Annotated in this window: 9 protein-coding genes; 5 read left to right on the forward strand and 4 right to left on the reverse strand. The window is 72.3% G+C overall.

Features of this window, described 5'->3' with window-relative positions; all coding sequences use genetic code 11:
- Positions 1–25: 25 nt before the first annotated feature.
- The 3 genes from HEP81_RS28750 to HEP81_RS28760 form a co-directional block, all read right to left on the reverse strand.
- Entirely contained in the window at positions 26–1,234 is a 1,209-nt protein-coding gene (locus HEP81_RS28750) for a branched-chain amino acid ABC transporter substrate-binding protein (protein ID WP_202517409.1), read from the reverse strand.
- A gap of 599 nt (positions 1,235–1,833) precedes the next feature.
- The gene (locus HEP81_RS28755) at positions 1,834–2,322 is read right to left on the reverse strand and encodes a hotdog fold thioesterase (protein ID WP_037653226.1); all 489 of its coding nucleotides are present in this window, start codon (positions 2,320–2,322) and stop codon (positions 1,834–1,836) included.
- 46 nt (positions 2,323–2,368) lie between these two features.
- Positions 2,369–4,672 carry an FdhF/YdeP family oxidoreductase gene (locus HEP81_RS28760; RefSeq protein WP_037653227.1) on the reverse strand — a complete coding sequence of 768 codons (2,304 nt, stop codon included), beginning with the start codon at positions 4,670–4,672 and terminating at the stop codon, positions 2,369–2,371.
- Between the two features lie 474 nt (positions 4,673–5,146).
- On the opposite strand from HEP81_RS28760, the gene polA reads away from it, so the two are divergent.
- From polA to pgfA, 5 genes are all read left to right on the forward strand, one after another.
- Positions 5,147–7,873: a DNA polymerase I gene (polA, locus tag HEP81_RS28765; RefSeq protein ID WP_037653228.1), complete on the forward strand. Its 2,727-nt coding sequence runs from the start codon at positions 5,147–5,149 to the stop codon at positions 7,871–7,873.
- Between the two features lie 214 nt (positions 7,874–8,087).
- Positions 8,088–8,492 (forward strand): hypothetical protein, encoded by a 405-nt coding sequence (locus HEP81_RS28770; RefSeq protein ID WP_106979859.1) that lies wholly within the window; start codon positions 8,088–8,090, stop codon positions 8,490–8,492.
- Between the two features lie 304 nt (positions 8,493–8,796).
- Complete coding sequence (locus HEP81_RS28775; RefSeq protein WP_037653229.1) at positions 8,797–10,575, forward strand: lytic transglycosylase domain-containing protein; 1,779 nt, start codon at positions 8,797–8,799, stop codon at positions 10,573–10,575.
- Positions 10,576–10,738: 163 nt separating this feature from the next.
- Positions 10,739–10,873 (forward strand): SPW_0924 family protein, encoded by a 135-nt coding sequence (locus HEP81_RS28780; protein WP_106979860.1) that lies wholly within the window; start codon positions 10,739–10,741, stop codon positions 10,871–10,873.
- Positions 10,874–10,895: 22 nt separating this feature from the next.
- Positions 10,896–11,888 carry a cell envelope lipid trafficking protein PgfA gene (gene pgfA / locus HEP81_RS28785; RefSeq protein WP_037653230.1) on the forward strand — a complete coding sequence of 331 codons (993 nt, stop codon included), beginning with the start codon at positions 10,896–10,898 and terminating at the stop codon, positions 11,886–11,888.
- Here pgfA and hrpB read toward each other — a convergent pair.
- Positions 11,878–14,439: an ATP-dependent helicase HrpB gene (gene hrpB, locus HEP81_RS28790; protein WP_037653231.1), complete on the reverse strand. Its 2,562-nt coding sequence runs from the start codon at positions 14,437–14,439 to the stop codon at positions 11,878–11,880. The genes pgfA and hrpB overlap by 11 nt on opposite strands.
- Positions 14,440–14,458 lie beyond the last annotated feature (19 nt).

Here is a 14,458-nt window from a genome sequence, read left to right on the forward strand (position 1 = left end):
CTGGAGTCGCGATGGGTGCCGCGGGCTACTTGGGGTTGGCGACGCCGCTCTTGACGGACTTCCACGCACCGTTGACGACCTGGTAGACGGTCAGCTGCTTGTTCGTGGTGTCACCGAACTCGTCGAACGAGATCTTGCCGGAGATGCCGTCGAAGGAGTTGTGCTGCACGGCGTCGACGACCTGGGCGCGGGCGTCGTCGGGGAGCTTGCCGTCCTTGATGACCTGGCCGACGGCCTTGATGATCGCGGTGGCGGCGTCGTAGGAGTACGAGCCGTAGGTGCCGTAGTCACCGGGGTACTTCTTGGCCTTGTAGGTGGCCACGAAGTCCTTGGCGGCGGGCAGGGTGTCGACCGGGACGCCGATGGAGGTCGCGAGGTCGCCCTCGGCGGCCTTGCCGGCGGTCTTGATGTAGGTCGGGGTGAACATGCCGTCGCCGCCGAACAGCGGGATGTTGGCGCCGGCGTCCTTGAGCTGCTTGGTCAGCACCTGGGACTCGTCGTACTGGCCGCCGTAGTACAGGATGTCGGCGCCCGAGTTCTTGATCTTGGTGACGAGGGTGGAGAAGTCGCGGTCGCCCACGCTGACGTGGTCGGTACCGATGACCTTGCCGCCCTGCTTGGCGAACTGCTCCTTGAAGATCTTGGAGAGGCCGGCGCCGTAGGTCTGCTTGTCGTCGACGACGAACGCCTTCTTCTTGTGCAGACCGTTGTAGGCGTAGTCCGCCGCGAAGGCGCCCTGGAGGGCGTCCGTGGTCGCGGTGCGGAAGTAGTTCTTGAACGGGCGGACCTTCTTGGTCTGCCAGTCCTTGCCCTGGGTCAGCTCCGGGGCGGTGTTCGACGGGGAGATCTCCACCAGGTTGGCGGTGTTCAGGACCTGCTGCATCTGGGTGGCCACGCCGGAGTTGAGCGGGCCGACCACACCGAGGACGTCCTTCTCGGCGACCAGCTGGGTGGCGTTCTGCTGGCCGGTGGCCGGGATCGCCTTGTCGTCCAGCGCCTTGACCTTGAAGGTCACGCCCGGGACCGTCTTGTTCTTGTTCGCGTCGTCGACCGCTATCTGCGCGCCGTACTGGATGCCGAGGCCGGTCGCGGAGTTCTGGCCGGTCAGCGGGGCGTCCACGCCGATGGTGACCGTCACGTTGCCGCTGTCGCCGCCCTTGCTGTCATTGTTGCGGGAGCCGCAGGCGGTGAGAGTCAGAGCTCCGGTCGTCAGAACGGAGGTAAGAATCACCAGAGAACGCTGTCGCACAATCGATCCTTTCCGCAGGCATGAGCGGTCCCTGGAACGGGACGGCGTAGAGCCGCGTTGGTACCGAACTCCCGTTGGAGCGGTGACTGGCCGTGACTCTAAGCCCGCTATGGAGACCTGGGCAGCGCCGTAGGCGTCCTTGTGACTTTCTTGTTATGACGGCGTGGACGGAAAAGTTCCGCCGGGGATACTCTCGGCCGGTTTGGCGGAATTTCCCCGCGGTCCACATTTTGAGAATGTGCACTTCCGGTTGGCCGTCGGGCCGAGGTCGCGGGCCGGTGGGCGTGGTGCCCCCGGGGCGCCCGGGAAAGATCACCCAGGGGTGCGCCCCCACCGGGGAGCCGACAGGTGCTTATTGCGCGCGCGTTACGCAGCGTTACGCCGGAAAATAAAGGTGCGGCATACAGCAATTTTGGGCGGCCGAAGGTCGATATCTCCACCCCGGTCCCGGTGGACCTCAAGGGGTCGTTCCGGACGGACGAGGGAATTCCACTTTTCCGTATGAGAGATGACGCCGCATCGATGACAAAAATGCCCGGTCGCACCCCTTTTGGGGAGTGGACCGGGCCTTTGCTGAGGTAACGTCAGACCGCTGCGGGTGCCTGCTCGCCGTTCCGGGCGCCGAGGTCGCGGAGCATGCAGGTCAGCCGCGCGCTGCACACCCGACGGCCCTGTTCGTCGCTGATGACGACCTCGTACGTCGCCGTCGACCGGCCCCGGTGCACGGGCGTGGCCACACCGGTCACCAGACCCGAGCGGATCCCGCGGTGATGCGTGCAGTTGAGGTCCACGCCGACCGCGACCTTGGTGCTGCCGCCGTGCAGCATCGCGCCGATCGAGCCCAGCGTCTCCGCGAGCACCGCCGAGGCGCCGCCGTGCAGCAGTCCGTACGGCTGGGTGTTGCCCTCCACCGGCATCGTGCCGACGACCTTCTCGGCGGACGCCTCCAGGATCTGCACACCCATCCGCATGCCGAGGTCACCGGCCGAGAAGAGCGCGGGCAGGTCCACGCCGAGCGCCGCGTACTCCTCGATGACCTCCTGCGGGAACTGCACCTGCTGCTGCTCGCCCATGAGCCGGCTCCGTTCGTCGTACACCTGTCTTAACCTGAGCGAACGCTCAGTCGGTCGCCGATTGTTCCAGACGGCCTTCCACGTGCGCCTCCAGGCGTACGACCACCGACTTGCTGGCCGGGGTGTTGCTGGTGTCGGCGGTCGCGTCCAGCGGCACCAGCACATTGGTCTCCGGGTAGTACGCCGCCGCGCAGCCCCGGGCCGTCGGGTAGAGCACCACCCGGAAGCCGGGCGCCCGCCGCTCCACGCCGTCCCGCCACTCGCTCACCAGATCCACGTACATCCCCTCGGCGAACCCGAGCGCACGCGCGTCCTCGGCGTTCACCAGCACCACCCGGCGGCCGCCCGTGATGCCCCGGTAGCGGTCGTCCAGGCCGTAGATCGTGGTGTTGTACTGGTCGTGCGAGCGCAGCGTCTGCAACAGCAGCCGCCCCTCGGGCAGTTCGGGGTACTCCACCGGCGCCGCGGTGAAGTTCGCCTTGCCGGTGGCGGTCGGGAAGCGGCGCTCGTCGCGCGGCGCGTGCGGCAGCGCGAAACCGCCGGGCCGGGCCACCCGAGCGTTGAAGTCCTCGAACCCCGGGACCACCCGCGCGATCCGGTCGCGGACGGCCGCGTAGTCCTTCTCGAACTCCTCCCACGGCACCACGCTGCGCTCCCCGAGCACCGCGCGCGCCATCCGGCACACGATCGCCGGCTCGGACAGCAGACGCGCGCTCGCGGGCGCCAGCCGGCCGCGCGAGGCGTGCACCATGCCCATGGAGTCCTCGACGGTCACGAACTGCTCGCCGCTCGCCTGCTCGTCGCGCTCGGTACGGCCCAGGGTGGGCAGGATCAGCGCCCGCGCGCCGGTGACCGTGTGCGAGCGGTTCAGCTTGGTCGACACATGCACCGTCAGCCGCGCCCGCCGCATCGCCGCCTCGGTCACCTCGGTGTCCGGGGACGCGGAGACGAAGTTGCCGCCCATGGCGAAGAACACCTTCGCCTCGCCGTCGCGCAGCGCGCGGATCGCCCGTACGACGTCGAAGCCGTGCTCCCGGGGCGGCGCGAACCCGAACTCCCGCTCCAGGGCGTCCAGGAAGGCGGGCGCGGGCCGCTCGAAGATGCCCATCGTGCGGTCGCCCTGCACGTTCGAATGACCGCGCACCGGGCACACGCCCGCGCCCGGCCGGCCGATGTTGCCGCGCAGCAGCAGGAAGTTGACGACCTCGCGGATCGTCGGCACGGAGTGCTTGTGCTGGGTCAGACCCATCGCCCAGCACACGATGGTCCGCTCGGAGGCGAGCACCAGCTCCAGCGCCTGCTCGATCTCCGCGCGGCTCAGACCGGTCGCGGCCAGCGTCTCGTCCCAGTCGGCGGACTCCGCGGCCTTGGCGAACTCCTCGAATCCATGCGTGTGTTCGCGCACGAACTCCTCGTCGACCGCGCCGTCCGTCGCCAGGATCAGCTTGTTGAGGAGCCGGAAGAGCGCCTGGTCGCCGCCGATGCGGATCTGGAGGAACAGATCGGTGAGCGCGGCGCCCTTGAGCATGCCCTGCGGGGTCTGCGGGTTCTTGAACCGCTCCAGGCCCGCCTCGGGCAGCGGGTTGACGCTGACCACCTTCGCGCCGTTCGCCTTGGCCTTCTCCAGCGCGGACAGCATCCGGGGGTGGTTGGTGCCCGGGTTCTGGCCCGCCACGATGATCAGATCGGCCTGGTACAGGTCCTCCAGGAGGACGCTGCCCTTGCCGATGCCGATGGTCTCCGTCAGTGCCGAGCCCGACGACTCGTGGCACATGTTCGAGCAGTCCGGCAGGTTGTTCGTGCCCAGCTCGCGCGCGAAGAGCTGGTACAGGAACGCCGCCTCGTTGCTGGTGCGGCCCGAGGTGTAGAAGACGGCCTCGTCCGGGGAGGCGAGGGCGGCGATCTCCTCGGCGATGATGCCGAAGGCGCGCTCCCAGGTGACCGGCTCGTAGTGCGCCGCCCCTTCGGGGAGGTACATGGGATGGGTGAGCCGCCCCTGCTGGCCCAGCCAGTACCCGCTCCTGGCCGCCAGGTCGGCGACGGGGTGCGCGGCGAAGAACTCCGGGGTGACCCGGCGCAGGGTGGCCTCCTCGGCCACCGCCTTCGCGCCGTTCTCGCAGAACTCCGCGGTGTGCCGGTGCTCCGGCTCCGGCCAGGCGCAGCCCGGGCAGTCGAAGCCGTCCTTCTGGTTCACCCGCAGCAGGGTCAGCGCGGTGCGCCTGACCCCCATCTGCTGCTGGGCGATCCGCAAGGTGTGCCCGATGGCCGGCAACCCCGCCGCCGCGTGCTTCGGCTCCGCGACCTGCGGCGCGTCCTGCACCGGATCACCCTTGGGCGGCTTCGTCGCCATCGCGCGCTCCCCTTCGACTGCGTGTACCACGTACGGGGCCGATCCTCCCATGGGGCACTGACAGGGGGAATGGGCGGCTCCAGGGGGCGAGGAGGGGGCGGCGAGTGGGTGAGGAGGGGGCGGCGAGTGGGCGAGGAGAGGGGCGGCGAGAAGCTGGGGCGCGTCTGCGGGGCCGGGCGTGTCCCCGCTCACCGACAAACGATCACCGACACCGCCCTCCCGCTATCACCCTCCCGGCGATACGGGACCGCCCCGAGGCGCCCGGTCCGGTCGCCGGGCGGCCGCCGTCGTCGTACGCGATCGCCTCGCGGCGCCGCCCCGTGAGCCGCCCCCGGGCCCGCGGCGGCTCGCCCCGCCGCAGGCCCCTCGGGCCGGGCCCGGTGGCGCCGGACCGGGTCCGGCCGGCGCCGTCCGCCCGGCCGCCGGAGGCACACGCGGTCCGGAGTGTCAGTGGGGCGTGGCAGGATCGGTGGCGTGGCAGAGACAGCATCGAAGAAGACCGACAAGACCCCCGGCGGCTCCCGTCCCCGGCTGATGCTCATGGACGGGCACTCGCTGGCCTACCGCGCGTTCTTCGCGCTGCCCGCGGAGAACTTCACCACCGCGACGGGCCAGCCGACGAACGCGATCTACGGGTTCGCGTCGATGCTGGCCAACACCCTGCGTGACGAGTCGCCCACCCACTTCGCGGTGGCCTTCGACGTCTCCCGCAAGACCTGGCGCTCCGAGCGCTTCACCGAGTACAAGGCGAACCGCTCCAAGAGCCCCGACGAGTTCAAGGGCCAGGTCGAGCTGATCGGCGAGCTCCTGGACGCGATGCACGCGCCGCGCTTCGCCGTCGACGGCTTCGAGGCCGACGACATCATCGCCACCCTCGCCACCCAGGCCGAGGCCGAGGGCTTCGACGTACTGATCGTCACCGGCGACCGCGACTCCTTCCAGCTGGTCAGCGAGCACACCACCGTGCTCTACCCGACCAAGGGCGTCTCCGAGCTGACCCGGTTCACCCCGGAGAAGGTTCTGGAGAAGTACGGCTTGACGCCCGCCCAGTACCCCGACTTCGCCGCCCTGCGCGGCGACCCGTCCGACAACCTCCCCGGCATCCCCGGCGTCGGCGAGAAGACCGCCGCGAAGTGGATCAACCAGTTCGGCTCCTTCGCCGAGCTGGTCGAGCGCGTCGAGGAGGTCAAGGGCAAGGCGGGCCAGAACCTCCGCGACCACCTGGAGTCGGTCAAGCTCAACCGCGTCCTCACCGAGCTGGAGCGCCAGGTCGAGCTGCCGAAGGCGGTCACCGACCTGGAGCGCGCGCCGTACGACCGCAAGGGCGTCGCGCTGGTCCTGGACACCCTGGAGATCCGCAACCCGTCCCTGCGCGAGCGCCTCTTCGCCGTCGACCCGGGCGCCGAGGAGGCCGACACCACCCCGGTCACCACCGAGGGCGTCGAGGTCGACGGCACCGTCCTGCGCACCGGCGAGCTGGCCCCCTGGCTCGCCGAGCACGGCACGCAGCCCCTGGGCGTCGCCACCGTCGGCACCTGGGCGCTGGGCACCGGCTCGGTCGCCGAGGTCGCCCTGGCGGCGGCCGGGGGAGCGGCCGCCTGGTTCGACCCCGCGGAGCTGGACGAGGCCGACGAGAACGCGTTCGCGGCCTGGCTGGCGGACACCGAGCGCCCCAAGGTGTTCCACAACGCCAAGGGCGCCATGCGGGTCTTCGCCGAGCACGGCTGGAGCATCGAGGGCGTGCGCATGGACACCGCGCTCGCCGCCTACCTGGTCAAGCCCGGCCGGCGCTCCTTCGACCTGGACGCGCTGTCCCTGGAGTACCTGCACCGCGAGCTGGCCCCCGCCGCCGCGGCCGACGGCCAGCTGGCCTTCGGCACGGACGAGGCAGCCGAGGCCGAGGCCCTGATGATCCAGGCCCGTGCCGTCCTGGACCTCGGCGAGGCGTTCGAGGGCCGCCTGGAGGAGGTCGGCGCCGCCGATCTGCTGCGCGACATGGAGCTGCCCACCTCCGCCCTGCTCGCCCGCATGGAGCGGCACGGCATCGCCGCGGATCGCGCGCACCTCGACGCGATGGAGCAGATGTTCGCGGGCGCGGTGCAGCAGGCCGTGAAGGAGGCGCACGCGGCCGCGGGCCACGAGTTCAACCTGGGCTCGCCCAAGCAGCTCCAGGAAGTCCTCTTCAACGAGCTGGCCCTGCCCAAGACCAAGAAGACCAAGACCGGCTACACCACGGACGCCGACGCCCTGGCCTGGCTCGCCACCCAGACGGACAACGAGCTGCCGGTGATCATGCTCCGCCACCGCGAGCAGGCCAAGCTCCGCGTCACCGTCGAGGGCCTGATCAAGACCATCGCGGGCGACGGCCGTATTCACACCACCTTCAACCAGACGGTGGCCGCGACCGGCCGGCTGTCCTCCACGGACCCGAACCTCCAGAACATCCCGGTCCGCACCGACGAGGGCCGGGCGATCCGCCGCGGCTTCGTCGTCGGCGAGGGCTTCGAGTCCCTGATGACCGCCGACTACAGCCAGATCGAGCTGCGCGTGATGGCCCACCTCTCCGAGGACGAGGGCCTGATCAGGGCGTTCACCTCCGGCGAGGACCTGCACACCACGGCCGCCTCCCAGGTCTTCGGCGTCGAGCCGGCCGCGGTCGACGCGGAGATGCGCCGCAAGATCAAGGCGATGTCGTACGGCCTGGCGTACGGCCTGTCCGCGTTCGGCCTCTCCCAGCAGCTGAACATCGAGGCGGGGGAGTCCCGCGCCCTGATGGACGCGTACTTCGAGCGCTTCGGCGGGGTCCGCGACTACCTGCGCCGCGCCGTGGACGAGGCCAGGGCCACGGGCTACACGGCGACCGTCTTCGGGCGCCGCCGCTATCTGCCCGACCTCAACAGCGACAACCGCCAGCGCCGCGAGGCCGCCGAGCGGATGGCCCTGAACGCGCCCATCCAGGGCACGGCGGCGGACATCGTCAAGATCGCCATGCTCAAGGTGGACACCGCCCTGCGGGCCGCGGACCTGAAGTCCCGGATGCTGCTCCAGGTCCACGACGAAATCGTCCTGGAGATCGCCCCCGGCGAGCGCGCCCGCGTCGAGGAGATCGTCCGCCACGAGATGTCCGGCGCCGTGACCCTCCGGGCCCCTCTGGACGTCTCGGTCGGCGTCGGCCCGGACTGGGAGTCGGCCGCGCACTAGCCCGCGCGGCAACGACCCGGGAGCCGCCGCACCCGGGCCGCACCTGTGAGGGGGTGCCGTATTCCGTCGGAGTACGGCACCCAGCGGCCCGCGCAAGCCGGAATCCCCCATTCCGCACCGGTACCACAAAGACGGCTCAACCCCCGGCGGGACCGTCACTCACGTGGCCCCCGTCAAAACGCCCCGCACCCTCCGCAGCCGCAAAACTGCGGGCATGGGTATACGCATGCTTCACCGCCGGACGCCCGAGGCAGTGACCCGGGTCTGGGCGGACACCGCCTCGGCGCAGGCACTGCCCGCCTCGCCGGTCCCGGCCCTCGCGGCCGACGCAAGCACCGCCCGCATCCCCGCCGACCCGGCCACGACCGTCCGCAGGGCCGCCAGGAAGGTTCGGCGCAGGCTCAAGGACCGCACCGCCAGGACCGGGGCCGCCGCCCGTGCGGGCCACGCCCCCGACTGGCGCCAGTGGGCCGATCTGGCCCGCGGCTATCTCGCGCTCGCGCTCACCCTGATCCCGAGATCCCGCCCCCGCCCCACCCTCACCGTCTTCGTCGCCCCCCTCGACGAACGCCCGGCCCGCCACGATCCCCGCGACCCCGGCCCACGCACCGCCTTCTAGGGCCGCGCCACCCCCTCCCCCCAACTCAAGAGCGGGCCATTGTCACCGCCCTGGCGGGCCGTCGGGCGCGCCCACCTCAACGTCAGGTGGCCAACCGGTGAAAATCGGGCATGAACGGGTGCCCCGGCAAAGCAAGTTGTCGTAGGGTCGCCTGCGGCGCCGTGCCGAGCGCACGGGCCGGACACCGTCACACAGGTGAAAGGGCGGCACAGGAGCAACCGGAACGCCGGGTCGTTCGTCAGACCAGGGCGGGACACACATACGTGGATACGGACGCACGACGTCCTTGGGAGGGGTTCACTCTATGGCGGCGCATTTCGGCAGGCGGCTGCGCAAGGGGGCGGCGACCACCGCCGTGGCCGCGGCAGCGGTCGCGGCTCTCTCCGCGTCCCAGGCTCCGGGAGCGACCGGCGACGACCACGGCAGACAGGCGACGGCCGGCGCGTCCGCCCCCGTACCGGACCCCACCGGCGACGACGCCACGGGCAACTCGCCGTACTACACGGACCTGCCGCCCCTGAACAGCCCCAACCCGAGCCCCTCGCCGAGCGCAGGCACCCCGGTCGTCCAGGGCGCCGCCGAGGCCGGCATACCGGCCACGGTCCTCGACGCGTACAAGAAGGCCGAGGCGGAGCTGCGCGCCTCCAAGCCCGGCTGCAACCTGCCCTGGCAACTACTCGCCGCCATCGGCAAGGTGGAGTCCGGTCAGGCCCGCGGCGGCGAGGTCGACGCCTCCGGCACCACCCTGCGGCCGATCCTCGGCCCGGTCCTCGACGGCAACGGCTTCGCGCTCATCAAGGACACCGACCACGGCGCGTACGACGGCAACGCCCAGTACGACCAGGCCGTCGGGCCCATGCAGTTCATCCCGTCCACCTGGGCCTGGGCCGGCCGCGACGGCAACGGCGACGGCAAGAAGGACCCCAACAACATCTACGACGCCGCGCTCGCCGCCGGCCACTACCTGTGCCGCGGCGACCGGGACCTGTCCCAGGCGGCCGACCTGCACGGCGCGATCCTCGGCTACAACAACTCGCAGGACTACCTGAACACCGTCCTGTCCTGGATGGAGTACTACAGCAAGGGCACCTACTCCGTGCCCGACGGCACCGGCGCCGCGCCCGGCCATCGCAGCGACGACGGCACCCCGCGCACGACCCCGTCCACGCCGGCCGAGCCCGCGAACCCGCACCAGGGCAAGCCGGGTTCGAAGGACCAGGGCGGCCGGCCGAGCCCCTCGCCGACGCCGTCGAAGCCCGGCGGCGGCCAGGACGGCGGCGACCCGGCCCCGCGGCCGCCCGGGACACCGGACCCGACCACGCCCACCCCCACCGACACGGTGGACCACCTGGAGAACGCGGGCACCGCCACGGCCGAGCTCACCGCGACCGCCGGGGACGCCTTCACCGGGACGATCAGCACCCGCGCCGAGACCAAGGCGGGCGCCGCCGTGGCCAAGGTCAGGATCCGGTTCACCATCTCCGGGGACACCGACGCCACCTTCACCGGCGGCGAGGACGTGGCCACGGTCGCCACCGACAGCAAGGGTGTCGCGAAGGCCCCCGCGCTCCAGGCGGGCGAGAAGACCGGCGACTTCAAGGTCACCGCCACCGTCGTGGGCCGCTCGCTCAAGGGCGTCGACTACCAGGCGACCGTCACCGAACGCCCCGCCGACACCCTGACCGCCACCACCAACGGCGACACCCCGCTGACCTGCACCCCCGGCGGCGAGTTCGCCGACCAGGTCCAGTTGAAGGCGACGTACAAGGGCGCCGTCGCGGACAAGGTCGCGGCCACCGCCACCCTGATCAAGTCCGCCACCGACGCCACCGAGAACGACAAGGGCCCCTACTTCAAGGACGCCACCACCGGCAAGGCCGTACGCACCCTCACCGGTCTGAAGACGGACGCCAAGGGCCTGTTGACGCTGCCGAAGCTGTACGCGGACGACACCACCGGCACGTTCCTGCTGCGCGTCACCACCCCCGGCGGCGGCACCCTCACCGTCCGGCTGACGGTGGCCGCCGACGGCACCGCCACGGCGAGCCCGTCCCCGTCCCCGAGCGTATCGGCCGGCTCCTGAGCCGACCGGACCGCCACGGCGCCCTCCCCGCTTCCGGCGGGGAGGGCGCCGTCGTTCGTGGGCGCACCGCTGTTCTCATCTCGTCCGCCCGTTGCTACGGTGCCCGCACCTGACGCCGCATCAGAAACGGCCAGAACACCGACCGGCCACCGGGAGGCCCCGCATGCGCGCCCTGATCGCCGCCGCGACCGGCCTCGCCCTCGCCTTCGCCCTGGTCCTCACGATCGCCGCCCTCGGCGCTCCGTCCGGCCGCACCTCGCCGAAACCGCTGCTGACCACGGTCCCCGCACATCCGTAACCCGCCCGGAAGGGAGGCCGCGATGCGCCGCAAGGCAAGCCTGATCCTGCTCGCCTGTGCCGTCTTCTGCGCGGCACTGTCGCCACTGACACGCTGGTACGCCTTTCCGCGCCTGGCCCGGATCCCCGCGAACCAGTACCAGGACATCGTCCTGGAGGCCAAGAACGCCACCCTCCTCGACTACGGCACCATGCGCGCGAAAAAGGTCCCCGAGGTCACCATCGTGCAGACCCTCAAGGGCGATGTGAGGGCCGCTGAGAAGATCGAGAAGAGCGCACACCGGCCGGTCGTCGTCTGGAACGCCCTGTCCTACGTCCAGGGCCCCGACGGCAAGATGGTCTCCGAGGTCCCCGAGCGCTACATCTTCGACGCCCACAGCCAGGCCCCCGTCCACGCCACCGGCGAGATGGTCGACGGCGACCCGGTCGAGCGGACCGGCATCGAGTTCAAGTGGCCCTTTCTGACCGAGAAACGGGACTACGAGTACTTCGACGCGCAGACCCGCACCACCAGCCCCATCCACTACCGGGGCACCCGCGAGTTCCACGGCCTGAAGGTCTACTACTTCGAACAGACCGTCCCCTGGACCAAGGTCCCCATGCCGAAGTCCATGCCGGTCAAGGGCATCACCCCGCAGACCGTCGCCAGGACCGGCACCACCCGCTGGTACACCACCGTGCGCCGCTTCTGGGTCGAACCGGTCACCGGCGCACCGGTTTACGGCGAGGAGATCCACCAAGAGGAACTGCGCGGCGGCACCCTGCTCGGCGGACGCGCCAAGGTCACCGCGTTCGCCGGGGACGTGAAGATGCGCGAGGACTACGTCGAGCACACGGTCGCCCTCGTCAGACACAACCGCACGCTCGTCCTCGCACTCACCTCCTACGTCCCCCGGGGCTCCCTGACCCTCGGCCTGCTCCTGCTCGCCCTCTCCCTCGTCCTGGAGGCCCGCGCCCGCCACCCCGGGGACCCGACACCCGCCCGGGCGGCGGAACCGCGGCCGGTCAGCGCCTGAGCCGCGCGTTGGTGTGCCGGGTGGGCTCGGCCGCCGCCGGGTCCTCCGGCCACGGGTGCTTCGGATAGCGGCCGCGCAGCTCGGCCCGCACGGCCCGGTAGCCGTCCCGCCAGAACGACGCCAGATCGGCCGTCACCGCGGCGGGCCGCCCGGCGGGGGAGAGCAGATGCACGAGCAGCGGCACACCCGCCACCGACGGCGTCTCGCGCAGCCCGAACATCTCCTGGAGCTTCACCGCGAGCACCGGCCGCTCCGGATCCCGGTAGTCGATCCGGATCCTGGACCCGCTCGGCACGGTCATCCGCTCGGGCGCCAGCTCGTCCAGGCGCACGGCCTCCCCGCTCGCCCAGGGCAGCAGCCGCGACAGCGCCTGCCCGGCGTCGATCCGCGCGAGATCCGCCCGCCGCCGGGCCCGGCCCAGCTCCGGCTCCAGCCACCGCTCCGCACTCGCGTGCAGCGCCTCGTCCGACACATCCGGCCACGGCTCCCCGAGCCGGGCGCCCAGGAACGCCAGCCGCAGCCGCAGCACCTGAGCGTCCGGCGTCCACCGCAGCAGCGCGGGCCCCTCCTGCCGCAACCCTTCGAGCAGCGCCGCGCGCACCAGCTCAGGCGCGGCGTCCTTCAAGGGCCGCACCGTCAACTCGACCGCCCCGAGCCGCTCGACCCGCCGGGCCACGACATCGCCGTCCGCCCAGCGCACCTCGTCCCGCTCGTCCAGCACCGCGCCCGCCGCCGCCCGCGCCACCTCCTCCGACACCGCGGCCCCGAGCCGCACCCGGGCATGCCCCTTCCCGCCCGGCCGGTCGGCCACGGCCACGACGACCCACGGCGCCCCCCGCAACGCCGACCCCTCCACCACCTCGGCCCGCGTCCCGGACACCATGAGGTACGACCCGCCGTCCGACTTCCCGATCCGCTCGGGGAAAGCGAGCGCGGCGACCAGCCCGACGAGGCCGTCCGCACCGGCACCGGCCGACGGGACCGCCTGCGCGGAGCCCCGGATCCCGGTGCCCGGCCCGGGGCTCACCCGGGGCCCGCTCTCCTGGCCGGGCGGGCCGGAGAACTCCGCCGCGACAGACCGCAGCCGCCGTACCTCCGCCGCCCACCGACCCGCGTAGGCGTCACCCCCACGCCGAGCGGAGCGCAACGCACCGGCGAGATCGTCGCCGTACTCCCGCGGCACCTCCTCCGAGAGCAGCGCGACCACCTCCGCCCCCGCCCCGGACGTGTCCAGCAGCGCCCGGCCCAGCCGAGGGTGCAGCCCCAGCCGGGAGAGCCGTACGCCGCGTTCCGTCGCCCGCCCCGCCGAGTCCACCGCGCCCACCGCCACCAGCGCGGAGCGCGCCGCCGCCATCGCACCGCCCGGCGGCGGATCCAACAGGGCAAGACCCGAGGCGTCCGGATCGCCCCAGCAGGCCGTCTGGAGCGCGAACGACGTCAGGTCGGCCACCTTGATCTCCGGCGCCGGGAACGCCGGCAGACGGCCGTCCTCGGCCTCCGCCCAGCACCGGTACACCGCGCCCGGTGCCTCCCGCCCGGCCCGGCCCGCCCGCTGCCGCCCGGCCGCCCGCGACGCCCGTACCGTCGTCAGCCCGCTGAGCCCCCGCGCATGATCCACCCGGGGCTCCCGGGCCAGCCCCGAGTCCACCACCACCCGCACCCCGGGCACGGTCAGCGAGGACTCCGCGACCGACGTCGCCAGCACCACCCGCCGCCGCTCCCCGGCGGACAGCACCGCCTCCTGCACGGCCGCGGGCGCCCGCCCGTGCACCTGGAGCACCTCGACCCCGGCCGGCGCACCCAACTGCGCGGCCACCCGCGCGATCTCGCCGACCCCGGGCAGGAAACACAGCACGTCACCGTCCCGCTCGGCCAGCGCCCGTCGCACCACCGACGCCACATGCGCCAGCAGCGCGGGGTCCACCCGCATCCCGTGCGGCGGCCGCACCGGCCGTACCGGCGGCGCCCACACCACCTCCACGGGATGCGCGGTCCCCGCCGCCTCGACCACCGGCGCCCCGCCCAGCAGCCGCGACCATCCCTGCGCGTCCGTGGTCGCCGACGCGGCCACCAGCCGCAGCTCCGGCCGCAGCGCCTGCCGTACGTCCCACAGGAAGGCCGCCACCGTGTCGGCGTCCAGATGCCGCTCATGGCACTCGTCGAGCACGACGACGTCCACCCCGGCCAGCTCCTGATCGCGCTGGAGCCGCTGGAGCAGCACACCCGTGGTCACGACCTCCACCCGCGTGCACCGCCCCACGGCCCGCTCCCCGCGCACCGTGAAGCCCACGCTCTCGCCGGGCCGCTCGCCCACCAGCCACGCCATCCGCCGCGCCGCCGCGCGCGCCGCGATCCGCCGCGGCTCGGCCACCACGACCCGCCGCGCCGGCCCGTCCCCGACCAGCCCCGCCAGCACCAGCGGCACCAGGGTCGTCTTGCCGGTACCGGGCGGCGCCACCAGGACGGCGGTGCCGTCGGCCGCGAGCGCGTCGGTCAGGGCGGGCAGGGCGGAGCGCACGGGCAGCGCGTCCAGGGCGTCGTAACGGATCACGTCCTAAGTGTCGTACGAC

The sequence above is a fragment of the Streptomyces griseofuscus genome, assembly GCF_014673495.1.
In the GTDB taxonomy this organism is placed as follows: Bacteria; Actinomycetota; Actinomycetes; order Streptomycetales; family Streptomycetaceae; genus Streptomyces; species Streptomyces murinus.